Origin of the sequence: Streptomyces chryseus (genome assembly GCF_014650755.1) — a bacterium.
In the GTDB taxonomy this organism is placed as follows: domain Bacteria; phylum Actinomycetota; class Actinomycetes; order Streptomycetales; family Streptomycetaceae; genus Streptomyces; species Streptomyces chryseus.
The window spans coordinates 1-25,592 of record NZ_BMVO01000028.1 but is presented as its reverse complement, the minus strand read 5'-3'; the positions used below and the strand labels follow the sequence as shown (position 1 = coordinate 25,592).

Genomic DNA, 25,592 nt, shown 5'->3' with positions numbered 1-25,592 from the left:
GTCGTCGCCGGATTCGATGGGCGCCATGGGCGAGTCTTTCTGAGCGGCGTCCAGGGGTCGTTGCTGTCGGAGAAGCCTGGATGACGGGCCGTGAACTCGTCTGTCTCCCTCGCACGGCCTCGGTGACCACGTGAGAGCAGCGAATCGGCCACGGAGAAACGAATGCAAGGAGCAGCACAGGCACGTTCACGCCGCCCAGCAGGATGGCGAACGCGAGCCGAGCCACCCCGTAGCAGCCTCCTAAACCAATTTCGGCCACCCCGCATCCTCTGCCGGGTCCTCCACGTAACCTCGCAGACATGGAGGAACCCGCGCCTGGCACGCAGCCGGAATCCGGCTACGCGCCTTCGGCACCCAACGCCGACGAAACGCGCCGCCGCCTGGACGCATACGCGTACCTCAGTGCGCCGGAGCGGCTGGAGTACCTCGCGATCATGCGGGTCTTCTGCGGGACGCTCCTGGCTGACCTGGCCGTCCCCGATGTCATGGCCAAGCTGCGTGAGTCCGGCGGGTCTGCCGCCGGACTCGACGCCGACACACTCACGGGGCGGCTGGAGCAGTTGGTGAAGTGGGGAAACCTGCTGCGCGGCAGTCACACCGTGAAGGCGTCCAGCATCACCGAGTACCAGCGTTCCCGCGCTCGCTACCAGCTGTCGCGGCTGGGCGAGCGCGTCCAGCGGGACGCCGACGGGGTGCTGGCCGAGGCCGACGCCGCCCGTGAGGTGAGCAACGAACTGCTCGCCCTGGTCGAGCGGGGGCTCCGGGAGCTGGCCGAGCTGGTCGCCGCGCCGGGCGGACTCGCCCCGCAGGACGGGCTGGAGCGGGTCAGCACGTTGTTCGTGCAGTTCGCCGGGTTCGCGGACTCCGTCCGGGACTTCTACGCCTACCTCGGCCAGGTGCTCGCCCGGTACGACCTGGACAGCGTCGAGTACCAGGGCTTCAAGGAACTCCTCCTGGACTACGTCGAGGCAATCACGGAGGACGTGTCCTTCCGCGCCCCCCGCATCTCGGCAGCCTTGGACGCGCTCTGGCCCCACCTCCCGGCCCTGCTGGACCGGCTGGACACCCACGCCCAAGGGCTCGCCGGGCTGCCGGCGCAGAGCGGGGGCCGCGCGGAGAACCGCGTACAGCGCAGCCGGGGTCGCGAGCTCGCGGACTGGGAGGGGCTGCGCGGCTGGTTCCGGGACACCGATGGGCAGGGCAGCCAGGTCGACCAGCTGCGCGACGCCACCCTGCGGGCCCTCCAGTCGCTGCTGGCCAACGCAAAGCGGATGCTGCGCTCGGCCACCGGGGAGATGTCGCGGCGCCGGGACCTGCTGCGGCTGGCCCGGTGGTTCGACGAAGCCGCGCCTCAGGACGCGCACGACATCGCCGTCGCCGCCTTCGGCCTGTACGGCGCTCGCCACCTGGGCATACCGCCCACCGCCGATGAGGTGGTGCCCGCCTACACCAGCTGGTGGACCGGCCCGGTGGTCGAGGTGCCGGTCGCGCTGCGCGAGAGGGGCAGCCGCGCCCAGCGAGGCCGGACGGCATCGGTGGAGGACCATTCCGCGCAGAAGGAACGGCTGCGGGAGGCGGCGCGTCAGCGGGCCGCGGACAGAAGTGCGGCGGCAGACGAGCTGTGCAGCGCGTCCGGCCGTTTCGACGGCGTACGGCTCACTTCGGCGGCGCTCAGCCTGCTCCTGGAACTGCTGGCCACGGCGCTCGGGAACGCGCAGCTCAGGCGACGCGCCGAGGCGGGCGCGGAGAAGGTGCCGGGCTTCGGTCTGGACGCGGCGTGGAGTGAGGACGCCGATCTTGGCGTCCGGCTCACCGTGCACCGTACGGCGGGGGCGCGCACGCTTCTCCGCTCGGCCGATGGGGACCTGGTGCTGGACGACCTGGAGCTGGTCGTCCACAGGACGGCTGTCACGGCGGACGGTGGGGCGGGTGAAGTGGAGCCGACGGGGAGCGAAGCGCCTCTCCCGCGGTCGCGCGGCGCGCACGCCGAAGGGGTGGAGATGAGCGTGTCGTGACGCTTCCCTCCGCCCATGACGTGGCTCTGGCAACCGAACGCCGCACTGCGGCAAGGCTGTTGCTCGCCCACCCACTGGTCACGTCGGACGGCCCGCACGCCGATCTTTTCCCCCTCGTCCGGAGGCACGCCGACTGGCTGAGCGGGCGCTTCCAGCAGGTGCTCGGCTACCGCCTCCTGGTCGACAGCTCCTACGCCCGGCTGTTCAAGGCCGGGCTCGGAGCCCGGTCGGGGCACCGGCTCGTGCGATCCACCGGCACAGCCTTCACCCCGCATACCTACGCCTGCCTGGCGCTGGCTCTGTCGGTGCTGGTCACCGCGCCAGAGCAGATGCTGCTGTCGCAGCTCGTCGCCGACATCCGGGCCGCGGCGGCCGACGCGGACGTCGAGCTGGAGGAGACCGGCCGGGCGGCCGGGAAGCGCACGCTGGTCGCGGCTCTGCGGCAGCTCGTCGAGTGGGGCGTCCTGGTCGAGACCCACGGCCACGTGGGCGTCATCGCCCAGGAGGACGACGGAGAGGCGCTGATCACGGTCGACCGGGAGCTCGCCCGCGTCATCGTGGCCGGACCGCTCGCCCTGTCGCGGGACGGCGCCGACCTGGTCCGGCGGGCGGCGGACCCGGGGTTCGGAGGGCCTCGTACCTACGTGCGCCGGATGCTCGTCGAGACCCCTGTCGTCCATCTCGACGAACTGACCGACACCGAACGCGACTGGCTCCGCACCCGCCAGCGCCGGGAGGCGCAGGCGTTCCTCGAACTCCTGGGCCTGGAGACGGAGATCCGGGCCGAGGGAGTGGCCCTGGTTGACCCCGAGGAGGAGCTGACCGATCTACACCTGCCCGGGACGGGGACCGTCGCCCAGGCCGCGTTGCTGCTGGTGGAACGACTGGTGGAGCGGCTCCGCCCGGCCGAGCCCGGACATCCCGCGACCGGAGGCGTCCTCGTCGTCGGGGTCGCCGTTCCGGACGGTGTGGTGGATGAGCTGCTGGCCGAGCTGGTCGCCGAGTACGGGCAGCGCAGTAACTGGCAGCGCGGTTACCTCGAAGACCCTGATGCCCTGCGCGAAGCCGTGCTGGACCTGCTCTCCCGTATGCGCTTGATCGGCCCTGCCGGCCCGCTTCGATCCGAGGGCGAGGGGTTGCCGGAGGAGTACGCCGGAGAGCTGCCGGAAGGCCGCCAGGTCACCGACGTCCGTGCGGCCAGGCCCAGTGGCGGCGAGGGCTGGGTCCTGCTCGCCTCGGCAGCCCGATACGCCACCCGCGTCACCGTGCGGACAGCCGGCGGGCGGCCCGATTCCACCGCTGCACAGCAGGAGTTGCCGCTATGACCGCCGATGCCCGTGGTCTCGTTCCGCTTCCGCGTGCAGGTCACGCGCCGACGTCGAGCACCCGCTTCCGGCTGCACCGGGCGGGCATCCAGAACGTCTGGCAGTACGACGAGCAGGAGTTCGCCTTCGGTGACGGGCGGCTGCTGCTGCGCGGCAAGAACGGGGCGGGCAAGTCCAAGGCCCTGGAGATGCTGCTCCCGTACCTCCTGGACGGCGACTCCCGGGCCCTCGATGCCACCGGCACCGGGCGGACGACGCTCGCCTGGCTGATGCTGGACGGCTTCGAGCAGACCAACCGCCTCGGCTATCTGTGGGTGGAGTTCCGGGGGACGGACGAGGCCGGCGACCACCGCTATCTGACGCTCGGCGCCGCTGTCCGTGCCTCGAAGTCGGCGCAGAAGGCAGTGCCGACCTTCTTCGTCACCCCGCTGCGCGTCGGCGAGGGCCTGCACCTGGTCGAGGCAGGCAAACCCCTTGCCGTCGACCGGCTCAAGGAGATCGTCGGCTCCGGCAACACGACGGACCGAGCGGTCGAGCACCGTGCCCGCGTGGCCCGGGACCTCTTCGGGATCACGGACGCGACGCGCTACCGCAACCTCACCCAGCTCCTGCACCGGCTGCGCCGCCCGACCGTCGGGGACCGCATCGAGCACGGCGGTCTGGCCGTACTGCTGAGGGAGACCCTGCCCGGACTCGACGAGGACGTGATCGAGAAGGTAGCGCGCAACCTCCACGATCTGGACACCGTGCGGGCTGAACTGGGGCGCCTGGAACGTACCGACGCGGCCCTGCGCACCTTCCTCGCCGACTACCGCCGCTACCTCGCCGGGGTCCTGCGCTCCTCGGCCCGGGACGTGAGCCGGGAACTGGACACCCTCTCCGAGCGCCGCCGGAACGCCGGGGACGCCGCGCAGCACACGAGCGCCCTGAAGGAGCGCGAGAAGGAATCGGAGGAGGGGCTGAGAATCCTCCGCGAGGAGGAGGAGTCCGCCCGGACGGAACTTGCCGCTCTGCACGACAGCCACGCCTACCGCAGCCTGCGCGAGCTGTCGGAGCGCCGCAGCACGGTGGAGGCCCTGCACACCACGGCCATGACCGCCTTCGCCGCGTTGCGCGGCGCGCACGAAGCGGAGGAGAGCGCGGCCGAGCGGCTGGAGGAGGGCGTCGAGGACGTGGGCGCCCGACTCACCGAACTGGCCACCGAGCACCGGGAACTGCTGGTCCAGGCGGAGAGGGCGGGGCTTCCCGCCGGACATCTCGGCGACGCGGTCGCCCTGCCGCGTACGGTCCATTCCCCGTCGACACAGACGGAGCTGACCAGCCCGGACGGGGAACCGCAGACCGTACGGCACCGACCGGTGGTGCGCGTGGACACGGCGACGACGGAGGCCGGGCTGCGGTCCTGGCAGGGGCAGCTGGGAGCCGCCGAGACCGTCGTACGGAACCGGCAGCGGATGGTCCAGGAGGTGGCCCGCCTCTCCTCGCGGGCCGACGGGGCGCGTAGCAGCGCGGTGCGGGCCGACGGGGAGCGGGAACGGCTGGAGGGCGAGGCGGAGGAGGCCGCTGACCGTCTCGAAGTCAGCCGTCAGAAGGTCACGGAGGAGAGCCGGGGGTACGCCGGCAGCGTCGCCGTATGGGTGCGGGAGACACGGACCGCAGCGGGGCCTGAGTGCCCGCCGTTGGATGCCGTCCTCGCGGAAGTGACCTGCACGGCCGACTCAGACGCGCCGTTCTCCTCCCGCACGCTCCCGGTCGGCATCGACACCCACGCGCGGCAGACGGCACACGCGGCTCTGGAGCCCTACGCGGACGCCCTCACCCGGCACCGCGACACCCTGGCGCTCGGCGTCAGCCGAATCGGCGAGGAGATCGACCGCCTGACCGAGGAGAGGCGGGCCTGGGAGCGGCGTACGGACCCCGAGCCTCCGGCCCCCTACCACCGCAGCGCGGCAAGGAACCCGGCCGACGGCACACCCTTCTACCGGTTGGTGGACTTCGCCGAGCACCTGACCTCCGCCGAACGGGCCGGTCTGGAGGCGGCACTGGAGGCAAGCGGAATCCTCGACGCGTGGGTGGGCACGGGCGGTGCCCTTCTCGACCCGCTCACCGGGGACACCCTTCTCCATGCGGCCCCGGCCCACGAACCGCTGCCGGTGGCGCAGACTCTCGCCTCAGCCCTGTGCCCGGTCGCGCAGCCGGAGAGTGGCATCACATCCGAGCAGGTGGAGCACCTGCTGTCAGCCATCGTGCTCGCACAGGCCTCGGGGACCACTGCCGCGAGCACGGTCCACTTCGACGGAAGCTGGCGGCTGGGAGCCCTCCGAGGGCAGCACCACAAGAGCGTCGCCGAGTACGTGGGCGCAGCGGTGCGGGCCGAGACCCGGCGACGCGCCCTGGCCGAGCTGGAAGACCGGCTCAGGCAGACGGAACGGCGGCTGGCCGGGGCCCGCACCGAACTCGCCGCAGCCGATTCCCGGCGACGGGCCCTCACGCTCGCGGAACGCGACTTCCCTCGGGCGCAGCGGCTCTCCGATGCCTGGAACACGCATGCTTCGGAGGAGAGGACGTCGCGGGCACTTGCCGCCAAGGCCGTCGATGCGGCGCGCCAAGCAGAGGAGGCCCGCGCTCTGGCCGTCTCGACGCGCTCCGAGGCCAACGCCACCGCGACCGCCCATGACCTGCCCACCGACGCCGTCGCACTGGACCGCGTACGCACTGCGCTGGCCTCCCTGCTCACCGGCGTCGGTCACCTGCGCAGGGCGGTCAACGGTATGGTCGCCCGGCTCGGAGGAAGTCAGGCGGACGACCGGCGGTACGCGCAAGCCCGCGAGAAACGCACGGAGGCGGAAGAGGGCTACCGGCTTCGCCACCGGCAACTACTCACCGCCCAGCAGGATCTCCGGACCCGGGAGGCCGCCGTCGGATCGTCCGAGGAGAAGATCCTCGCTGACGAACGGGCAGCCAAGGACCGTATCGCGAGCGCCGTGGGCGCCATCCCGGCGACTGAGCGTGCCCATGACGGACTGCGCGACCAACGTGTGCGGGCGGAGGAGAAGGAGGAACGTCTACGCGAGGAACTGGCGGACCAGGAGGCGGCCGTGATCGAGACCGGCCGCGCTCTGCGCGGTGCTCTCAGCCGTCCGGAGGTCGTCAACGGAGCGGGGCTGGACCGTACGTCCCTCCCCGACCAGGCACCGGACGACCCCGGTTCCGACGTACGCGATCGCCTGCGCGCGCTGCGTGCGCTGGCGGAGGCTGTGGATCAGGGTCTCGGCCATACCCAGGACGAGGTATCGGACGGCCTCCTTCTCAATCGGCACACAACTCTGCGCGATCAACTGGCGGGCGGCTACGACGCGCAGCTCGACGAGCGCGACGGCATCAAGGTGTGCCGCCTGCTCGACGACCACGGTTCGCACGACGTCGCGGTCGTGGGCGAGCGGATCGCCGTGGAGGCCACGGAGGCGAGAGGGCGGCTCACCGAACGCGAGAGCGACGTGTTCCAGCGCTTCCTGACCGGCGAGCTCGGCGACCACCTCTCCGCGCAGGTCATCACGGCGGCCAACCTGGTCGCGGCCCTCAACGACACGCTGAAGACCGTACGGACCTCGCACGGCCTGGGAGTGGAACTGCTCTGGAAGCTCGACGAGGACGTGGACGCCGACGTGCGGGTGGCCGTCGAACTGCTGCGCAGCCCGTCGAGCCTCCGGACGCGCGAGCAGACCGAGCAGCTCCGCGACGTACTGCAACGCCGCATCGAGGACGCCCGCCGCGCCGATCCGTCGGCCGGCTACACCGCCCACCTCCGCACCGCGCTGGACTACCGTGCCTGGTTCACCTTCCACACCTTCGTGGTCGAGGACGCCGCCCCCGGGCGCAGAAGGAAGCTGACCGGCCGCACCGGCCTGAGCCAGGGAGAGCAGCGCGTGCTCTCGTACCTCGTGCTCTTCGCCGCCGCTGCCGCCCACTTCACCAGCCTCGCCGACTCGGCCCCGCACGCGCCGCGGCTGATCCTCCTGGACGACGCCTTCGCCAAGGTCGACGAACCCACGCACGGACGCCTGGGCCGCATCCTGGTCGATCTGGATCTCGACTTCGTTCTCACGAGCGAGCGTCTGATGGGCAATTGGGCCGAGGTCCCGTCCTTGCACATCTACGAGTGCCTGCGCGACCCTCATGTACGCGGAGTGGCCACGTTGCACTACACGTGGAACGGTCGCCACCGGCGGCTGGCGTCGGTATGAGCGCCCTTCCGCCCGCCACGCGCGACTGGCTGGCAGGTCCCGCTCTCGCGCGGCTCTGGAGTGGCGCGCGTAAACGCCTGGAGAGCAACGGGGTGCAGTCCACCGGCTCCCTCCGGCTGACAGCGGTGAGCACCCAGGAACGGAACGACCTGTCACTCCTGCTGGGCAAGCCCCTCACGGGTACGGCTGTGACCGTGAGGCTCGACGCGCTCGACGAACGCCTGCGGACCTCGGCTGCGGGGCTCGGGCTCAGGCAGGTCCTGGAGGAACTCGGTCCCCCGCTCACTGATCGTCGCGCGGCCCGCGAGGAGAACGCCGCACAGCGACAGCACGTCTGGGCATCGCTAGCCGCGTCGCTCGCTGCCTCCCCGCTCGCCGGGCAGGAGTGGACAACTCGGTGGTCGGACGTGCTGCGCCGCACCGGTGTCCCGAAAGGCGTGACACCGGAAGCAGCAGCACGGACGCTTCAGCAAGCGGTCCAGGTACTCACCGTGCTGCTCGATCCAAAACGCACTGGCACACGGGGCCGCGGCGAGCTGGCCACGTCGGCAACGGGTTCGGCGCACGGTCTGGACGACGGCACCTGGCTCGCCCGCCTCGTCCAGCGCGGCATCGCCCTGGCCCACGGCACGGACCTTCCCGGCGACGCGGCCGGCCGGCGGGCGCTGTGGCGGCTGGTCTCGGTCACGCCGGACGAAGTCTCCAGCACCGTGCTGACGTACGGCCTCCGGCCCCTCGGCGAGGACTGGCGTGCGAGGTCACTGCGGGAGCGGGCCAATCACCGTGCCGAGACCCACCTGACATCCCGGGACCTGCTCGACGTGCGGCTTCACCTGCCCGCCGAAACCGTCGTCCACATCTGCGAGAACCCACGTGTGGTGGAGGCCGCAGCGGACGCGGGCTGTTCCCAAACCCTTGTCTGCACATCCGGCAGCGCCGCGACGGTGGTCCTCACCCTTCTCGACACCCTCGCCTCCACCGGCTGCCACTTCGCTTACCACGGCGACTTCGACTGGCCGGGCATCGCTCTGGCGAACCGGATCATGCGCCGTTACGGCGCCCAGCCATGGCGCATGGGTGCCGAAGATTACGAGCACCTGGCCACTCGTAGCCAGGCCGAGGGAATCCCTCAGCTGCCGCTGGTCGGTCAGCCCGTCAGCGCGGTCTGGGACGCGGGTCTCGCCCCTGCCATGGCAGCGCTCGGGGTGGCGCTCCATGAGGAGGCGACGCTTGACCTCCTGGTGGACGATCTATCGGCCCCTCTGTAGGGGAGACGGAGTGGCCGGCCTGGCCCGGTCCCGCTTGCGCTGCCGATTCCTGGGAGCCGTTTGGGAGCCGACCCGCTCCCCAAACCCCTTCGACACCAACCGAGGCCACCCCATCCCAACGCTCTGACCAGGCAAAACACCAAACGGCGCGGTGCCGATCCCGACCGCACCTCATTCGGGACGAAGAGGTCTCCGTGATGCCGCGAGCTAAGGACCTCGCGCAGTAATACGTAGGGCTGCCGCGCTGTGAGCAGTGCGACGCGGAGTCTGCGTTACGCACCAAGAGGCCGCAGACGCCGCCTCTCCATGCGCCCATGCGCACTTGCGCGCTTGCGCGCGCCCTTGGTTCGCCTCCTAGCTTGCGAGGTCACCTGTAGCGCTCGGTGCCCACCAGTGCCGGGCTTGAATGGAACGCGACGTTTGACGACTGCGCGAGATCCCTCAGTACCTCTGTTGTTGGCTTCAACCTGCTCCCTCTACTCAGACCGACCGTCGAGTTCCTTCTCGCTGCGCTTCTTGTCATCCTCCGCTGCTGCTGCGTCCACGCTCAGCTGGCTCCTTGGGAGATGCTTCACACACTCGGCCGGTCCATAGCTCTTGCGCGGCGAGGGGCAGGACGTGGCCTCGCTGAGCATTGGGGGAGCTTGAAATACAGCCAAGCCCTGAGCGGAGGTTCGGACGCCTACATGAGGTTATCCACCGAGGGGCGCGAAACGGCAGACCACTACAAGGCGCTCCAGTCCGGGGAACTTGGCATCGGCTTCGCCCTGACCCTGGCCAAGCAGGTCTTGAGCCGACGCTACCCACAGAACTTCGTTTCCATCGTCCCTGCGGACACAGCCCTGCGGGCGGGCTGGGCCCTGACCAGCCGGGACAAAGGCCCTCGATCGGGCTACCGGTACCGTCCGCGGTTCTTCGCCGAGGTATGGAAGCCGGGAAAGCCGTCACGAGTCTTCCCGATCGACTGCAAGGGCAACCACAGCAACGCTGCCACGTCACATGACCAGCTCGCTTCAGCCTCAGCGCACGTGGAGGCAGTGCATATCGGACAGGGGAACGAAACGCCAAGCCTGCTGTTCAGCACGGAGCTTCCGATAGAAGGACCGCTCACTATCCACGCCCTGCACTCCGACGAAAGCGGCGGTTGGTTGAGCGAGTCCACGGGCTCGATCGACAGGAACCTAGACCACCAGATCGAGGACCAAAACATCTACCCAGGCATCCAGCCACCACCTGAGGGCGGCAACACCCCGCAACCCGAGCCTGGCTTCCACGTTCAGCCGGAACGCTACGAACGGTTCCAGCGCGTCCTCGCACGCACAGCCGCTGCTGGGCTGACCGCCTTCGCCGGCGACGGCGAGGCAACCGTCCAGTACCTGACCAAGCGACAGGGGCAGCGCCACTTCATGGTATTCGCTCACGCGGGGCCGGTAGCGTCCAAGACGCTCGACAGGAGGTTCTTGGCATTCCATTCGTGGGCACAGACCACGTCTTCCGGCTGAACAGAACACATGTAGAGGCGTTTTCCGGGGTCTCCGAGGACCTCTTCCAGCACCTCACAGAGGGCCGCGTGCAGCAGTACCGCAGCGAGGTCTACGCGCGGCGAGACACCTGGCCCCGCGACAACTGGGACGCCAAGTGGGGAGGCCCCGTCTCGGTACATCCGGACGGATCCGTGTAGGCCATGCGCGTACTGGCAGCCTGAGGCTGCCACGGCGAGTCGACCAGAGACTACCGCGAGTCCAAGCGGGCTGCTGCGGCCGTGGGAGAAGACTGGGAGAAGATCTTGCCCCAGTGCCTCCCCTGTGGCTTCCTCGGACGAGCAGGGTCAGGGTGCGGGAAAGGAGCCGGTCGGCCGGTTGGACGCGGAACGGCTGACCGAGCAGCTGCGTGCGGGGATCGGTGAGGCGCGGCGGGCGGCCGTGGTGCTGGCGCAGCGGGTGCGCGGCGCGCACCGGGCGCGGGTGTGGGTGGCGCTGGGGCACAGCGGGTGGGGTGAGTACGCGCAGGTGGAGCTGGGGATCAGTCGGGCGCAGGCGTACCGGCTGATCGACATCGCGGAAACCTCCGAAGGACTGAGCCGGGCGATCGGCGCCGCCGGCGTCCTGACCGAGGTGTCACCCGCGGGAGACACCGATACGGCCGCCCTGGTGGATCTGGGGCTGTCGCAGCGGGCGCTGCGCGAGGTCCACGGCCGGCTCGACGAACTCACCACCCTGGTCACCGAGCGGCTCACCGCAGCCGCCCAGGCCGGACAGGTCCAGTGGCCGGCGGTCCGTGCCATCGTGGGCCAGGCCGTCGACGAGCTCCGCCGCGAACCGCTCCCCACCGGCGCCGACGACACGCGCGGGAGTGACGGCGGCGGTGCCCTGGAGCGGGCACTGACTTACACCCAGCGGCATCCCGCTGACACGAGCGCGGTACGGCGCCTGGTCGACGAGATGGTCGCCGCCTGCCTTGCTGCCACTACGCCTCGAGCGGTGAGGCCGGCACGCAGGGCGGCATCGGATACCCGACCGCTCCGCGTCGGCGGGCCGTCCTTTGCCTTGTCGTCGCGGGTGGGGGCCAGGGTGCGGTAAGCAAGTGTCCTCACGCGGTGACCTGCGTTGTACTGGCCGTGGTGACGACTAATCTGTGTGCGTGTGATGATCCCTGTCCGCCGGGATGGTGGAGGTTGGCGTTGGTGGTCTTGATCTCCACTGGCCCCACTCGGGGTGGCCTGCCGGCGTTGGCCGCCGCATGACCAATCGCCACGATCCGGATCTGCCCCGGGAGACGTCACAGCGCCGGGACGGTGCCCGCCGCGGGGCTGTCGAGTGGTGGCGTGAGGCAGTCTGCTACCAGGTGTACCTGCGTAGTTTCGCTGACGGAAACGGCGATGGCGTCGGGGACCTCGCCGGGCTGCGCCGACGCCTGCCCTATCTGTCCGAGCTGGGTGTGGACGCCGTGTGGATCAATCCCTGGTATCCCTCTCCGATGGCCGACGGAGGTTACGACGTCAGCGACTACCGGGCCATCGATCCTACGTTCGGGAGCCTGCCTGAGGCCCGCGCGCTGATTGAGGAGATCCACACTCTGGGACTGCGCATCCTGATCGACCTGGTGCCCAATCACACCTCCTCGCAGCACCCCTGGTTCGGGGAGGCGCTGGCCGGTGGTCCCGGCTGCGTCGAGCGGGGCCGTTACATCTTCAGGCCGGGCCGCGGGCCGGATGGTGGCCTGCCGCCCAACAACTGGCGGAGCGTTTTCGGCGGTTCGGCGTGGACCCGGGTCGTCGAACCCGACGGCATGGCCGGAGAGTGGTACCTGCATCTGTTCGCGCCTGAGCAGCCCGACCTCAACTGGAACAATGCCGAGGTTCGCCGGGAATTCGAGTCGGTCCTCAGGTTCTGGTTCGATCACGGCGTCGACGGGATCCGCATCGACGTCGCGCACGCCATGAGCAAGGCCCCAGGTCTGCCGGACCTGGGTCCGGCAGACATCGAACTCATCGGATCGGCCGCCCATCCAGGCCATCCCCACTGGGACCGTGAGGGGGTCCACGAACTGTTCCGTGACTGGCGCGCGGTGGCCGATTCCTATGCCGAGCCCCGCGTGTTCGTCGCCGAGGCGTGCGCGCGCAATCCAGAATGCCTCTCCCGCTACGTCCGGCCTGGGGAACTGCACACCGCCTTCAACTTCGACTACCTGACGACCCCGTGGCGCGCGGCGCACATGCGCACTGCGATCGACAGCTCCCTGACGACGACGGGCGCCGTCAGCGCGCCGGCGACCTGGGTTCTTTCCAACCATGACGTCGTGCGCCACCTCACCCGTTACGGGCGGCCGCAGTCCGACGGCCCGGTGCACGATCTCGCCGATCATGTTCTTGCCGGTCCGTTCGACCTGGATCTGGGCACGCGTCGGGCGCGGGCGGCTGCTCTGCTCACGCTGGCTCTTCCGGGTTGCGCCTATCTCTACCAGGGCGAGGAACTTGGCCTGTGGGAGGTGGAGGACCTGCCTGATGAGGTGCTGCAGGACCCCATCTGGCAGCGCTCGGGACACACATACCGCGGCCGCGAGGGCTGCCGTGTGCCGATGCCCTGGTCCGGCGACACCCCGCCCTTCGGTTTCAGCCCCGACCACGCCGGAACAGTTCCGTGGCTGCCCCAGCCGCAGGAGTGGAGGCGTCTGACCGTGCAGGTGCAGCAGGGTGACGAGCGGTCGATGCTGGAGCTGTACCGGCGGGCGTTGCACATCCGCAGGCTTCACCCGGCCCTGGGCACCGGGTCATTGGAGTGGGACCCTGCCGCTGGCTCCGGCGTGCTGTCCTTCACCCGTTCCCCCGGTTTCCAGTGCATCGTGAACTTCCGCCCTGACGCCCTTCGGCTTCCAGACCACGACGGTGTGCTCCTGAGCAGCGTTCCCTTGGAAAACGGACGCTTGCCCGGCGACGCGGCCGTTTGGCTCACCCGATGACACGCGCGCGCTCCCACCGCTTGGGCCGGGCTCCTCGGCGGGAAGTGCCAACCACACGAGCGTGATGCAGGCCGGTGCCATCCAGATCGCCCTGCGACGGCCCTGCGGCCAGGACGTTCGAACTGACCGCCGGGCCATGCCGAACGCGACACCGCATCATCGATCACGCGACACCGCATCATCGGTCATCAGACCGAAAGACATATGTAGGAACATGTGAGTACTTCACGGGTCGTTCCGGAGCCGCTATGCTGGCATGGCGTAATCAGTCGCATCCGTAGCGTAATCAGAGGGCGGGTCGGCAACCGTGCCCTCCCCTGTCCCTGAGCAGCCGGTCACGGAGCCCGTTCCCGGGGAACGGGCTGCTCCGCCGGGGCCAACCTCCTCGAATCTCGGTTGCGCTCGCCCTGATCGCCTCTTCTCAGGGCCGGCTACCGGATCCGGTGTTCCGCTGCTCCCAGATCAGCGCCCCACGTCGACGATGCAAGCGACGGAGATCATCATGGCCACCAGTTACTGGTTCAATGTCCTGGACTACGGTGCGACCGCCAATGGCGTCACCGATGACACCACCGCAATCCAATCCGCGATCAATGCGGTGCCTTCCTCCGGCGGAACTGTCGTTTTCCCGGCGGGCACCTACAAAATCTCCTCCGCGTTGGTGGCTCGCTCCAACCTGATACTCCAAGGCGTCAGCGACGGCTCGTCGGTGATCGCGCAGAGCAGCACCACGGCCAACGGCCTCACCGGCTCGGACATCACGAGGCTGACCATCCAGGATCTCACCGTCCAGGGGCCGGGCAGCGGCAGCGGTAAGGGGATCCTGCTGACGCGATCGGCGAACCCCGCGACCGTCTCGCTGACGTTTTCGCGGATGACGGTGAAGTTCTTCGGCAACACCGGGATCGAGCTGTCCAATCCGATCGTGTCCACGTTCACCGGAGTGACGTCGGCCAACAACGGCAATCACGGCTGGGACATTCACGGCGTTTCCGGAGGTGCGGCCGGGACGAGTTGCTCGTTCATCTCCTGCTACGCCGACATCGTCACCAACGCCGGCTTCCGTCTCGACACGATGGCCTACTGTTCCTTCGTCGGCTGCGCCGCGGATCACTGCGGCATCGGCTACGAGGTGACCGGCATCGGAAGCCAGGGCATCAGCTTCACCGGATGCGGCGCCGAATCCGCGGTCAACCGCGGCACCGGATACGACGGCTACAGCTGGAAGATCAACGCGGCGATCGGCGTGGGCCTGTTCAACCCCTTCACCTACAACAGCCCCAACGTCAGCATCTGGGTCACCGGCGGCGCCCGAGCGGTCAGCATCCTCGGATTCGCCGAGAACACCCCCACCGGCACGGCGGTCAACTCGATCAAAGTCGACTCCGGCTGCTCGGCCACCCTCGGCGACTGCAGCAACGTGAAACCCCTGTCGCTTGCGGGCAACACCAACATCATCAACGACACCGCCGGCGGCACCGTCGCCACCGGGTTCGTCTACGGCGCGGACTCCGCCTACTACGAGGGCACCGTCTCCTCCGGCACCGCGCCGACCTCGGCCGACCATCTGACGCGCAAGGACTACGTCGACGCCAAGGTCAACCCTGCCCCCGTCACACTCACCGACGCCCCCACCATCGCCACCAACGCGGCCCTCGGCAACCTCTTCCGCGTCACCCTCCAGGGCAACAGAACCCTGGGCACACCAACCAACCCCACCAACGGCCAACGCATCACCTGGGAACTCATCCAGGACGCCACCGGAAACCGCACCCTCACCCTCAGTTCGGCCTTCGTCCGGGGCACCACCATCCCCACCGTCACCCTCACCACGACGGCCAACAAACGGGACTTCCTCACCGCGATCTACAACGCCACCACGAACAAATGGTACGTACTCGACTTCGTCAAGGGCTTCTGACCGGCAGGGACAAGGCTTGACCGCAGTGATCCACTTGCCGGGCGGCCCTGGCCGAGGAGAATCGGCTGTAGGGCACCGCCGTCGTTTCCCGGCAATGGGCCCGGGCGGCGGGCCGATCAGGCCACCTGGAGCAGAGCAGCGGGCTTCGACAGCTGCCGCGGCGCGCCGGACAGCCGCAGCATCGACGCTGGAAGCTCGCTGCCGCTGTCGCCATCGCTCAGGCAACCCGGCGCCATTCAGGAGCAGGAACTCGATCCTCCTGCCGCAGGGTGCGTCACGGTAGTCCGCCTGGCCGATGGGCGCTACCGGAAGTCGAGGTGTCATTTGTGGGCCGGCCGACGCGGGGGGAGACGCGCAAAGCGGCGTGGGGGCCTGCCTTCGTACGTCAGCGCAGAGATCTGACCTCCAAGGGACTGACCCGGCCCGGACACGTACCCGACCTTCGCCGTGCCGGTCCGGGACGGATCGTCGTGCTGGTGCCCGCGCACAACGAAGAAGCGCTCATCGCCGAAACCCTCCAGTCGCTCGCGGCACAGACCAGACCCGCGGACGAGGTCATCGTCGTCGCCGACCGGTGCACCGACCGCACCGCTCAGATCAGCACGGCCCACGGCGCGCGGGTCGTCGAATCGGTCGGGAACACGCAAGCCAAGGCCGGTGCGCTCAACCAGGTCCTGGACGAATTGCTGCCGCGGCTGTCCGACGACGACGCAGTCATGGTCATGGACTCCGACACCTCATTGTCCTCCGCGTTCATCGCCAGGGCAGCTCGCCGCCTGCACGAGCAAGAACCCGGCCTCCCGCCCATAGGGGGCGTGGGCGCCGTCTTCTTCGGCTACCCCCTGCACGGTCTGGTCTGCCACCTCCAGGACAACGAGTACGTGCGCTACGCACGTGAACTCCACCGCCGCCGCGGCCGCGCCGATGTCCTGACCGGCACAGCCTCCCTCTACCCGGCCAAGGCCCTGCGTCAGATCCAGCGAGCCCGGGCAGAGAGCACCCTGCCGAGGGGAGACGACGTCTACGACGTGGAGTCGCTGACCGAGGACAACGAACTGACCCTCGCGCTCAAACAGCTCGGATACCGCTGTGTGTCCCCGTGCGCCTGCATCGTGGGCACCGAACTCATGCCCACCTGGTCCCGGCTCTACTACCAGCGGCTGCGGTGGCAGCGCGGCGCCCTGGACAACCTCAGGGCCTACGGCCTCACCCGCGTCACGCTGCCCTACATATGCCGACAGGCACTCACCTATCTGAGCGTGGCCTTCGTCCCCTTCTTCCTCACCGTCCTGCTGTACTACACCGTCACCAAGGGGTTCCCCGGAGTGCCGTGGTTCTGGGTCGCGATCACCGCCATCGCGGCCTTCGAACGCATCTGGGCAGCCAAGCGCGGCGGATGGAAGGCCCTGCTGCTCGCCGTTGCGATCGTGCCGGAAGTACTCTTCGACCAATTCCTCAACGTGGTCTACGCCAAAGCCCTCATCGACATCCTGACCCGCTCCGACGCCACCTGGGAACAAACACGCGCCCGCAAGAAACGCCTCCGCAAGCTGCTGGTCACCACCTGCGGTCTGGTCTTCCAGCTGGCCTGCGCCATGGGCCTGGCATTCGCCTGCATCGCGCTCGGCATCGCCTGGCACCTGATCGCTGTCTTCGTGCTGTGCGGTGTCGCCGCAGCCGTCGTACGCCTCAGCCGCCTGTACCCCCTCGGACTGCTGCTGTCCCTGCCCAGCGGAGAGCCGAAGCACGACGAGATCCCACCCTGGCGCCAACCAGGGGCATCAACATCGGCAGCAACCAGCTCCCGCACCCACGACTGACCGGTCACGGAAACACAGCCGCCCCTGGCGAAAACCTGTGGGGCAACTGCTGCCGCCCATCCGCGGAGAACTCGCCTGCCGCCGGGTGGGACAGCCAGCCAAAGGTGTGACTCACTGCGCGGAAGCGGTCAGGGCACGCCGGGTGAAGGGGCGGGGGCCGATCGCGCGAGCGCGGTCGGCGGCTATCCGTCCGGCGCGCCCACCCAGAAGGCGCTGCACCATGGCCGGCCGGCGACCGGCCTCACCCTCAGCGACATTCCCTTCCTCCACCACCCCCAGCAGTCTTCACCCCATGAGGGAGCCCATGGTCAGGGTGGTCCGGCTGGCCTCGGCACCCTCTGATGGCGCCGAGGCCGATCAGGACCACGGAGGCGGGCAACGCCTCGAGCTGCTCGCGGATGCCGGGGCCGGTCAGGCGCAGCAGCACAGCAGCAGCGTGGTCGTCTGCGACACGGTGCGGTGCTGCCTTCCCATGGTGATGTGCCTGATGGACCGGGCGTTCTCCAGGCCGGTGTGCACGGATCGCCGTCAGAAGACAGGCAGGCGCCGTGACGCCAGGGCGGCTGCCTCGTTGGCAGGAAGCCTCCATACACGGGCCCCTGGATGTCATGGCAGATCCCCCGGGGGCCCTCCGTGTGGGTGGCTCTACGACAGCTCGGCGGTGCCGACGGCGACGCGGGGCCAGCTGCCGGCCCACCGCTTCAGATCACCCACCCGGTACAGAAGTTCGGCGCCACGCTTGCCCACCGGGTCCGGGAAGGCCCGGCCGCGACGGCGGTGGCTCTACAGAAAGCATCAGGGCCGGCTCGCCGCGTTGATGTACGCCTTGGTGGCGTCGGCGATGAAGCCGCGGCTGCTGTAAGGGTCGAGGGCCTGGGCCTGGAGGTGGTCGTACATCACGCTGTAGTGCCGCACGTCGGATGGTCTCTCCAGGTAGAGATCGCTGGTGAACCGCTCCACGTACACCACCGCCTCGGGGCTTTCGGCGAACCCCAGGATGGAGAACTGTCCCGAGAGGCCCGGATGGGCTCCCACCGTGTACGGCAGAACCTGCACCGTGATGTGCGGCTCGGCGCTCATCGCGTTCAGGTGCTCCAGCTGTTCGCGCATGACGTCCGGCCCGCCGACGGGCCGGCGCAAGGCCGATTCATCCAGGACAACCCACAAACGCAACGGACGGGCCGGATCGTAGATCCGGTACTGGCGGCGCAGCCGCACCCTAAGTCGCGTGGCGGCCTGTGCGGCCGTGAGCCGGGGAATCGTTTCCCCGATGACGGCATGGGCATAGGCGGGGGTCTGCAGCAAGCCGGGGATCATTAGGGGCTCGTAGGCATGGATGGCCGCGGCGTCCGCCTCCAGGCCGATGTAGACGCTCTGGGGGATGTCGCCGTAGACATTCCACCAGCCCGGCTGTGCGCATTCCCTGGCCATCCGCATCAGCGAGTCGACGACCTCCTGGTCCGCCACTCCATAGATCACGCACAGATCGCGCACGTCACGGGGACTGATGCTGCGGCGGCCGTTCTCCAGGTGACTGATCTTGGGCTGGGAGACCATGAGCCGCTCCGCCACCTCCGTGCTCTTCAACCCACTGGCCTCCCGGAGCCGGCGCAGCTCCGCTCCCAGGCGACGCTTCCTGACGGTGGGATTACTGCTCGCCACCACGCGCGGTGCACCTCCGGCTCCGAGTCAGCTCGTAAACCAGAACGTTGCCATGAAACAACGGTTGTTGATCGCGCGCCGTGCCGTCGCGTAAGGGGCAACCGAAACGGACCATTACCCCGGCAATTGCCCCAGACGGAACATGTCGGGCGTCTCAATGGAAGCGGGATCGTCACTCACTGGAGCACTGCGTGTCGTCTCCGAACAGCGGCACATCGGCCACCGCGACACCCAGGCACAGCCTCACGAAGCCCAGCAGGTGACGCCAGGCGCCCCGGATGGCGAGGCGAAACGGCCGGTGAGGTCGTGGACGTACGCCGCTACGCCCTCACCGGCGACCGCCGCGCCCAGGACCAGCCGGCGTCCATCAGCAGGCTGAGGACCTTGGCAGCCTTCGCCCAGACGATGCCCGCGAGCGGGGCACCGAGCTCCTCGTACGGCGACGACAACGCTTGACGAGCGAGGTAACCGCCCCGAATCCCACGCCGACCGCGAGGCCCCCCACCATGATCTTCACACCGGGAGAATATCCGGCGTACTCAACTCGATCGGCACTTGAGTTGAGACGAGCAGCCATGGCGTGCAGAGATGCGGACACTGACGTTGCCCAAGCTTCTACGGCATCGCGGGCGCCAGGAGAGGCCAACTCCGCTCACCCAAGCGCAGCAACATCCTGACCCAGCACAGCGGAGAAATCGCCGCTTTCGGCGTTCCTCAGCGTGGGGGTCGGGGGCTGCCGGGCCGAACTCAGACCAATCAGGCCCGGCAGCGCATAGCCCGAACCCGGGGGGAGGGAGGACCCGGGCCACACCATTCAACGTATGCGCCAGGTCCGATCGGGGTATCCCGCGCCCGGCACACCGCCTTTCACTCCACTGGGTGCGTGACCAGAAGTTCACCGGCGCAGTTGAGCCTGGCGGACGCGTACACATTCACGGAATCGGATGGCTCGCTCCGGAGGTCCCGATCCGCGCCTGGCCCGGGGCCCCCACCCAACGCGCCCAGCCCGGGGGCGCGGCGTTCACGACCGGCAGCGCCAGAGTCTACGGAATGCGGACACCCTCTTTGGCCCGCATCGCTTTCCGTTTCCCAGCCCTCGAAGAGCTGCGGCAGCTTGGCCATCGTGGTGGCCGCAGCGCCGCCGCCCCGGTAACAGCAGCCCGAAAAGGGCACTCTTGCAGCCCAGGCAGCTACAGCATCACCTGGGCTGTCAAGGGTGTGCCCGGTTCAGCTCAGCTCCGCCGCCACCATCACCCACACGAACGTGGCCGACCCAGGCGCTTCGCCTACCCGGGCCGGCTCACCGGCCCTTCGTACGCCCCACCCGCGCCCAGCCAAGTCGCCTCGACACCCCGGCCCCCCATATCCACCAAATGCGGATACAGGGCGGCATCGCCGCCCGGCCCAGCGCGGGTTGGCAGAAGAAGGAGCGGGGCCGGTTACTCAATCAGCACCTGGCGCCCCTCATCCAAGCCGACCGGGCACACGCGGCCTAGTGCAGTGCAGCATCAGCGGTCCGGCGGTCTGTAGGGCAGCACAACCGGGGGCCGGCCGCCGCCTATGGCCAGTCCCCGGGGGCATGCCTTGTCCACTCACATCAGGCGTGCGCCCACGCCCCACCCCCCTTCAACAACCGATCCCCTTGGCTTGATCGGCGGCTTCGCAAGGCCAGAGGGCCGACGTCGGCCATCCCGTCACAGCTGCGGCCGCCCGGCCCCTCCATAGCGAGGAGACACCACGGCGCGTTGCACATAAAACAGCGCAAACATGACCTAGCATGCTGGTTCGTCTGGTACCACCCAATTATGTCGAATCTGACGGAAGTGGAGATGTTGTGCGCAAGCTTCGCAATGCTGCCCTGGTAGCTGCCATGCTCGGGAGTTTCAGCATGCTCGGGGCCGGTGTCGCCGCGGCCGGCGACGGTGACGGCTACGGCCACCCGGACGGCCGGCACCACGGCAAGGACGGCAACGTGGTCGTGTGCGAGCAGCGGTCAGACGTCAGTCAGGACACGTTCCAGCTCGGCCTGATCAACGTCGCGACCGGGCCCATCACCATCCTCGGCAGCGGCCCGGCGACCACGGTCGCGGTCCAGCAGATCTGCAGCGGCGAGGACACCCTGGCCAGGAACGACGCCCACGCCGAGACCGGACCGGGCGTCGACCTCGACCTCGGCCTTCTCTAACCACGGCAAGACGCCTACCAGCGCTCGCCGGCAAGCCGGAAACGGGCGATACCCGTTGAGCTGATGGGCCGCAAGCCGTTCACCGAGACGCCCGGCTGGGAACTCCCAGCCGGGCGTCTCGCGTGAACAGACGTTGTGTTCAGCCGCGCCAGCGCCCAAGCGCTCAGAAACGAAGACCGGGGGCCCTGGACCGGGCGTTGGCCAGGACCCCGGGGGGCCGCACCCTCGAGGGATGGACAATGCGAGCACCCCCGAGAACAACGCATTACACGCACTTCGGTCACAGGCAAAGAAAAGACGCCGAACTCCCGGTTGCCAGCTGCCGGCGTTCCTCCCCCTCAGCGCGGTGACCACCACACAGTTCCTGCGCACCAGCCCGATGACAGCGAGAGGCTTGCTCGGACCAACCCCCCGAAATCATTCCTGTCCAATTGCCCGAGACCGATCCTGGAGTGTTGATGCGGCTCGCAGAACTCCGCCCAGGACCCGGTGAGTTTTACGGCCGTAAAGTCGGCGAGCCGCCTGCTTCTCCGAACACCGCAAAACCCCGGGCACCGTGCCACTCATGCCCACACCGGCGGAGCTCCGGTGGCCCTACCCTCCACCCCACACAGAACCCGCCCGGCCGAACTGACTCATGCGAACCTCATGATGGGATATTGACTGGCCCGACCGGACGGCCAGGACGCTGGCAGTGGTCGCCCTCAGCCAGCGGTTGTGGGGGCTCAGCAGCGTGGCAGCCGCGGCGATGAAGGCGACGGATGCTTCCTTGGCCGCATGCCGCCGGGTGTCCAGCTCGTTCCGGTCGATGGCCTTGCGCAGCGCGTACGTGGCATCTGCGGCCTGCTGGGCGGGGCCGGCCAGCTCGGGGACCAGGACCTGAAGGCGGATAGGGGGCGCGGTGATTGCCGCCCGGGTGTCGTGGGACCTCGTCTGAACCTTCAGCTGGTGCTCGGTGCCTGCCTCGGTCAGGGCCAGACGCTCCCGATGGAACATCGCCGAGCGGTGCGCGTCTGGCCGAAGTGCGCGTGGCCGGGGGCTCAGTCGTTGGGTTCGGCGACGCTGATGTCGCCCAGCGCGGAGCCGGGGTCCCGTTCCATGGCCAGGTCGGCCAGGGCGATGATGCCGACCGCGCGGCCGTCTTCGACGACCGGCAGGCGGCGCACGGCATGCTCGCGCATCAGCTCAACCGCCCGGTCCACCTCGTCGTCCGGGCCGACCGCGACCAGGTCAGCGCTGCACGCCTGCTCCACCGTCCTGGTGGCGGCTTCAGCACCTTCAGCAAGCACCCGGACAACCAGATCGCGGTCGGTGACCAGGCCCTTGAGCCGGTCGCCTTCGACGACCAGGACGGCGCCGATGTTCTCCTCGCGCATACGGCGGGCGACGTCGACGACCGACGTGTCCGGGGCGACCGTCACGGGGGCACTGGTCATGATTTCGCGGACCTGCTGGGCCATGGCGATGAAGCCTTTCTGCCGAAAACCGTAGGGCCGCCCTTGTGGCCTTGCCCCGGCATGGGGATACCCGAACGCCGTGAGCCACTACACGGTGCGGGCGGGTTGCCCACCGGATGGCCCAGGGCGTCGAGCCTTCCACGCCGCCCGGATCAGCAGGAAATGGGGGCCGGGCAGTGCGTGCTGAACCTCCCGGGCTGTGCCACCAGCAGAAGGGGGCCCCGGGTGCCTGGTACCACCGGCCTGGTCACGAGGAAACTGACCGTCTCCCTCAGGGCCAAACGGCGCCTGGTCTGGGCTCTTGTCCCGCGCGGGCTTTTCGAGCAAGGCCAGGTTCTTTCCTGTCCGCCACAAGCGGGTCGCGCCGCAGTTGGACGTATCCCCTATGGGCATCGGATGGTCTCACGCAGGGCGCCCGCATCCATCCCCAAGAGTTCTCAAGCCATCGCATAGGGCCGCGGACCGCCGTGTCACACAAGCCGACGTTCACCCGCTGAAGAACTGTGTGCCTTCCCCGAACGGCGGCACGTCGGCCACCGCGGATGTCCAGGCGCAGCCGTACGAACCGCAGCGGGTGACGCCAGGTGCCTCGATCGATGGCGGTGTCAGCACTGCTCTCGGCGACCAGCTCAGAAACGACCAGGGTCGGGAAGAGGGATTCCCGGCGGGACGACCCGGACAGCGTCCCACAGAGTGCGTGAGCCGGACGCCCATACGGCAAGGGTGTGGCGGTCGACCACATGGAGGTATCGCTGCTCGGCGAAGGCCGCGGCGGGCTCGGTCACGCGGCCGTTCATCACGATCACCGCGAGGTCGGCGACGTGGACCTGGCGCGCGGTGCCGTTGAGGACCTGAAGTGTTCACCGAGACGACGATGATGTTCCTGCGAGGCGGGCCCGTATCGGACTGCTGGCGTTCCTTCACGTCCGCTGGTCTCATCGCGCTCGACACCGGCCACCTTGTCTTTCCCATTTCAGCCACTCGCGCCTGACATCTTTCTGGCTGCCACCGATGGTGCACGGCGGGTTCGATGAAGGTTCCGCCGTGCACCATCAGTCGATGAGCGGGCTTACGGCAGTGTGCTGGCTAGCCCTTGTGGCTTGCGGGCTTGTTGCCGTAGCCGTAGCTGTAGACGTCGTCCTCGTAGCCGTGGCCGGGCTTCCCGGGCCCTTCCTCATGCCCGTGGCCAGGCTTGTCACCGTGTTCCGGCCCGCCCGGCTTGCCGTCGTGATGGCCGGGCCCGCCCGGCTTGTCGTGGTGGCCCGGCTTGCCAGGCTTGCCGCCGTGCCCGCCGGTGGTGTTTCCGGCGATGTTGCCCTGCGTGTTCCCGCCGGTGGTGTTCCCGGCGGTATTCCCGGCAGTGTTCCCGGAGGTACTGCCCTGCGTGATGCCAGAGGTGTTGCCCTGCGTGTTCCCCGCGGTGTTGCCGGAAATGCTCCCCGAGGTACTTCCGCCCACGATGCCGACGATGGGGCCGTCGAGGACGGGTCCGCCCAGGACTCCTCCACTGATCAGGCCACCGGTGCTGCCACCGGTGGTCGCGCCGGCAGTCGTGCCGGTGGTCGGGCCAGCCGTGGTTCCGGTGGTCGTACCAGCGGTCGTACCGGACGTCGTACCGGCGGTCGGGCCAGCCGTGGTTCCGGTGGTCGTGCCAGCGGTCGTACCGGACGTCGTACCAGACGTCGTTCCACCGGTGGTGGTCGCGCACCCGCCGAGGAAGATCCGATTGGTGTCGAGCGTCACGGCACCGTTACGGGCCAGTGCACGGCCCTCGATGTTCGTCCCCGTGGTCACGCTGATAGATGTCAGAGCCATGATCGTGCCGACGAAGGTGGAGCTGGTTCCGAGCGTGGCCGAACTCCCAATCTGCCAGTATACGTTGCACGCCGAGGCGCCGTTCGTGAGAAGCACCCGGCTGGAGGATGCTGTCGTCAGGGCTTCCGGGATCTGGAACACCCAGACGGCGTTGGGGTCTCCCCCGGCGTCCAGAATCAAGTCGCCGTTGAGTCCGACACCGGAGACAGCGGTGTGGACGCCCGGAAGCAGTGTGTTGCCATTGCCGATGCCCGCCGGAAGCGCGAAGTCCGTGGCCTGACCGGCCGCGTTGTTGTACGCCTGGACCAGATCGGACTTGGCCTGTAGTGCGACAGCGTCCGCGGAATGCACGGCGCCCAGCACGATGCCGGGGGGAAACCCGCTGATGGCTGTGCCCGGGTGTACCCCAAGGTCGTGGTCGATCACGGAGGGGCCGGTGTTGGTGACCTCCGAACCTGCCAGAACGGAGAAACTGGCGGCGGTGCCCAGAGGTACAGGTGTCGCGATCGCCAGTGCCGTTGTCGGGGTCACGGCGACCATCACGGCGGCAACCGTCGCGGCGAGAGCCGAGGCCAGCCAGCCGGACAATGCGCGGCGCCGAACCGCTTGAGGGAACTGCAGCTTCATCGAGAGGCCATTTCCTTTGGGGGCTGGGGGGTGGCGTACCGGGCCCTACCTATTGCCCGGAAGCCTTTACGTGTCGCTGCATATTACGCAGAAATATCCACGCGCCAGCAGTAAGCAAGGACAGTAAGGGGAATGATTAGTATTCGACGGCGCCGGGAAGAATGAAAGTATGTGCATTCACATTATTTATCATCCGACATGCCCCTCGACATGCGGGGCACTATTACCCCGGATGAGGGAATATCGCCTGCTGTTCAGCAGTCCGCTCGAGCCGTGCTTGTAAAGCGCCGCCAAGCAGGTGCTTCTACGCACTCGCCTGGACGGGCGTGGCGAAGTGAAGCGCCGTCCCCCGAATGTCCCTGGTGTGCTGGCCGCCCCTGTCCGATTGCTTTCGCTCACCCGGCGAGGGTGAGGATGTGCAGGCAAGTTGCAAAGAATGGACGGTGAACGCCGCCACCTTGCATGCTGCTGCCGCAAACGGGTCCCATGCCCTCGTGGCGGCATTTCCACTCCGGATTTCGGCTTGGCGCTCACGACCGCGCGGGATGACCAGGCGGGTACCGGGCAGGCGCCGTCGAGCTAACCCAGCAAGAAACCCCGAATTACTTCAGATGCGTTGCCCGTGCGACTGAGTCGTGTCGCACCAAACGCAACCTTCCGTCAGCGATGGCGGATTGTGACGCGGGGCTGGATCGGCGCCTACTGTGCCAGCTCGGTGCTTAAAGAGCGTTTTGTCCCAGTGAGCCTCTTTCATCCTGTGCTGGTGGGTGAAATGGGCTGGTCAGAGTGCGTGGT

Annotated in this window: 16 protein-coding genes; 12 read left to right on the top strand and 4 right to left on the bottom strand. The window is 68.6% G+C overall.

What is annotated here, in order from left to right; genetic code table 11:
* The first annotated feature begins 299 nt into the window (after positions 1 to 299).
* From IE185_RS28565 to IE185_RS28525, 9 genes are all read left to right on the top strand, one after another.
* Positions 300 to 2,015, top strand: a complete 1,716-nt coding sequence (locus tag IE185_RS28565) for a TIGR02677 family protein (protein ID WP_138894848.1) — start codon at positions 300 to 302, stop codon at positions 2,013 to 2,015.
* Positions 2,012 to 3,340: a TIGR02678 family protein gene (locus IE185_RS28560; protein ID WP_138894849.1), complete on the top strand. Its 1,329-nt coding sequence runs from the start codon at positions 2,012 to 2,014 to the stop codon at positions 3,338 to 3,340. Before IE185_RS28565 ends, IE185_RS28560 begins: the two co-directional genes overlap by 4 nt.
* Complete coding sequence (locus IE185_RS28555; RefSeq protein WP_138894850.1) at positions 3,337 to 7,584, top strand: TIGR02680 family protein; 4,248 nt, start codon at positions 3,337 to 3,339, stop codon at positions 7,582 to 7,584. The genes IE185_RS28560 and IE185_RS28555 overlap by 4 nt, the downstream gene beginning before the upstream one ends.
* Positions 7,581 to 8,852, top strand: coding sequence for a TIGR02679 family protein (locus IE185_RS28550; protein WP_138894851.1), 1,272 nt, complete (start codon positions 7,581 to 7,583; stop codon positions 8,850 to 8,852). Before IE185_RS28555 ends, IE185_RS28550 begins: the two co-directional genes overlap by 4 nt.
* Before the next feature lie 686 nt (positions 8,853 to 9,538).
* Complete coding sequence (locus tag IE185_RS28545) at positions 9,539 to 10,354, top strand: hypothetical protein (protein ID WP_211362553.1); 816 nt, start codon at positions 9,539 to 9,541, stop codon at positions 10,352 to 10,354.
* Between the two features lie 357 nt (positions 10,355 to 10,711).
* Positions 10,712 to 11,431: a hypothetical protein gene (locus tag IE185_RS28540; protein ID WP_138894852.1), complete on the top strand. Its 720-nt coding sequence runs from the start codon at positions 10,712 to 10,714 to the stop codon at positions 11,429 to 11,431.
* Between the two features lie 160 nt (positions 11,432 to 11,591).
* Entirely contained in the window at positions 11,592 to 13,310 is a 1,719-nt protein-coding gene (locus IE185_RS28535) for a glycoside hydrolase family 13 protein (protein WP_138894853.1), read from the top strand.
* Between the two features lie 502 nt (positions 13,311 to 13,812).
* The gene (locus IE185_RS28530; RefSeq protein ID WP_170198282.1) at positions 13,813 to 15,231 is read left to right on the top strand and encodes a glycosyl hydrolase family 28-related protein; all 1,419 of its coding nucleotides are present in this window, start codon (positions 13,813 to 13,815) and stop codon (positions 15,229 to 15,231) included.
* 269 nt (positions 15,232 to 15,500) lie between these two features.
* Positions 15,501 to 17,051, top strand: coding sequence for a glycosyltransferase (locus IE185_RS28525; RefSeq protein ID WP_308432830.1), 1,551 nt, complete (start codon positions 15,501 to 15,503; stop codon positions 17,049 to 17,051).
* A 795-nt stretch (positions 17,052 to 17,846) separates the two neighbouring features.
* Here IE185_RS28525 and IE185_RS28520 read toward each other — a convergent pair.
* A complete protein-coding gene (locus tag IE185_RS28520; protein WP_138894856.1) occupies positions 17,847 to 18,716 on the bottom strand; it encodes a helix-turn-helix domain-containing protein in 870 nt (289 codons plus the stop codon).
* A 303-nt stretch (positions 18,717 to 19,019) separates the two neighbouring features.
* Between IE185_RS28520 and IE185_RS28515 the strand changes: the two genes are divergently transcribed.
* Both IE185_RS28515 and IE185_RS28510 read left to right on the top strand, forming a co-directional pair.
* Positions 19,020 to 19,169: a hypothetical protein gene (locus tag IE185_RS28515; RefSeq protein WP_170198284.1), complete on the top strand. Its 150-nt coding sequence runs from the start codon at positions 19,020 to 19,022 to the stop codon at positions 19,167 to 19,169.
* Positions 19,170 to 20,601: 1,432 nt separating this feature from the next.
* The gene (locus IE185_RS28510; protein WP_170198388.1) at positions 20,602 to 20,898 is read left to right on the top strand and encodes a hypothetical protein; all 297 of its coding nucleotides are present in this window, start codon (positions 20,602 to 20,604) and stop codon (positions 20,896 to 20,898) included.
* Positions 20,899 to 21,492: 594 nt separating this feature from the next.
* Here the strand turns inward: IE185_RS28510 and kilB are convergent.
* Positions 21,493 to 21,942 carry a plasmid transfer protein KilB gene (gene kilB, locus IE185_RS28505; protein ID WP_500809327.1) on the bottom strand — a complete coding sequence of 150 codons (450 nt, stop codon included), beginning with the start codon at positions 21,940 to 21,942 and terminating at the stop codon, positions 21,493 to 21,495.
* A complete protein-coding gene (locus tag IE185_RS28500; protein WP_138898145.1) occupies positions 21,939 to 22,358 on the bottom strand; it encodes a CBS domain-containing protein in 420 nt (139 codons plus the stop codon). Before IE185_RS28500 ends, kilB begins: the two co-directional genes overlap by 4 nt.
* A gap of 722 nt (positions 22,359 to 23,080) precedes the next feature.
* Between IE185_RS28500 and IE185_RS33355 the strand changes: the two genes are divergently transcribed.
* A complete protein-coding gene (locus tag IE185_RS33355; protein WP_211362600.1) occupies positions 23,081 to 23,233 on the top strand; it encodes a hypothetical protein in 153 nt (50 codons plus the stop codon).
* 208 nt (positions 23,234 to 23,441) lie between these two features.
* Here the strand turns inward: IE185_RS33355 and IE185_RS28495 are convergent, their stop codons facing one another.
* Positions 23,442 to 24,797, bottom strand: a complete 1,356-nt coding sequence (locus tag IE185_RS28495; protein ID WP_138898144.1) for an ice-binding family protein — start codon at positions 24,795 to 24,797, stop codon at positions 23,442 to 23,444.
* Between the last annotated feature and the right edge of the window lie 795 nt (positions 24,798 to 25,592).

What these genes read in the sequence shown, in the direction of transcription:
- IE185_RS28565 (WP_138894848.1), top strand. Translation starts at nt 300, where the DNA reads ATGGAGGAACCCGCGCCTGGCACGCAGCCGGAATCCGGCTACGCGCCT.
- IE185_RS28555 (WP_138894850.1), top strand. Translation starts at nt 3,337, where the DNA reads ATGACCGCCGATGCCCGTGGTCTCGTTCCGCTTCCGCGTGCAGGTCAC.
- IE185_RS28550 (WP_138894851.1), top strand. Translation starts at nt 7,581, where the DNA reads ATGAGCGCCCTTCCGCCCGCCACGCGCGACTGGCTGGCAGGTCCCGCT.
- IE185_RS28545 (WP_211362553.1), top strand. Translation starts at nt 9,539, where the DNA reads ATGAGGTTATCCACCGAGGGGCGCGAAACGGCAGACCACTACAAGGCG.
- IE185_RS28535 (WP_138894853.1), top strand. Translation starts at nt 11,592, where the DNA reads ATGACCAATCGCCACGATCCGGATCTGCCCCGGGAGACGTCACAGCGC.
- IE185_RS28530 (WP_170198282.1), top strand. Translation starts at nt 13,813, where the DNA reads ATGGCCACCAGTTACTGGTTCAATGTCCTGGACTACGGTGCGACCGCC.
- IE185_RS28510 (WP_170198388.1), top strand. Translation starts at nt 20,602, where the DNA reads ATGCTCGGGGCCGGTGTCGCCGCGGCCGGCGACGGTGACGGCTACGGC.
- IE185_RS28500 (WP_138898145.1), bottom strand. Translation starts at nt 22,358, where the DNA reads ATGGCCCAGCAGGTCCGCGAAATCATGACCAGTGCCCCCGTGACGGTC.
- IE185_RS28495 (WP_138898144.1), bottom strand. Translation starts at nt 24,797, where the DNA reads ATGAAGCTGCAGTTCCCTCAAGCGGTTCGGCGCCGCGCATTGTCCGGC.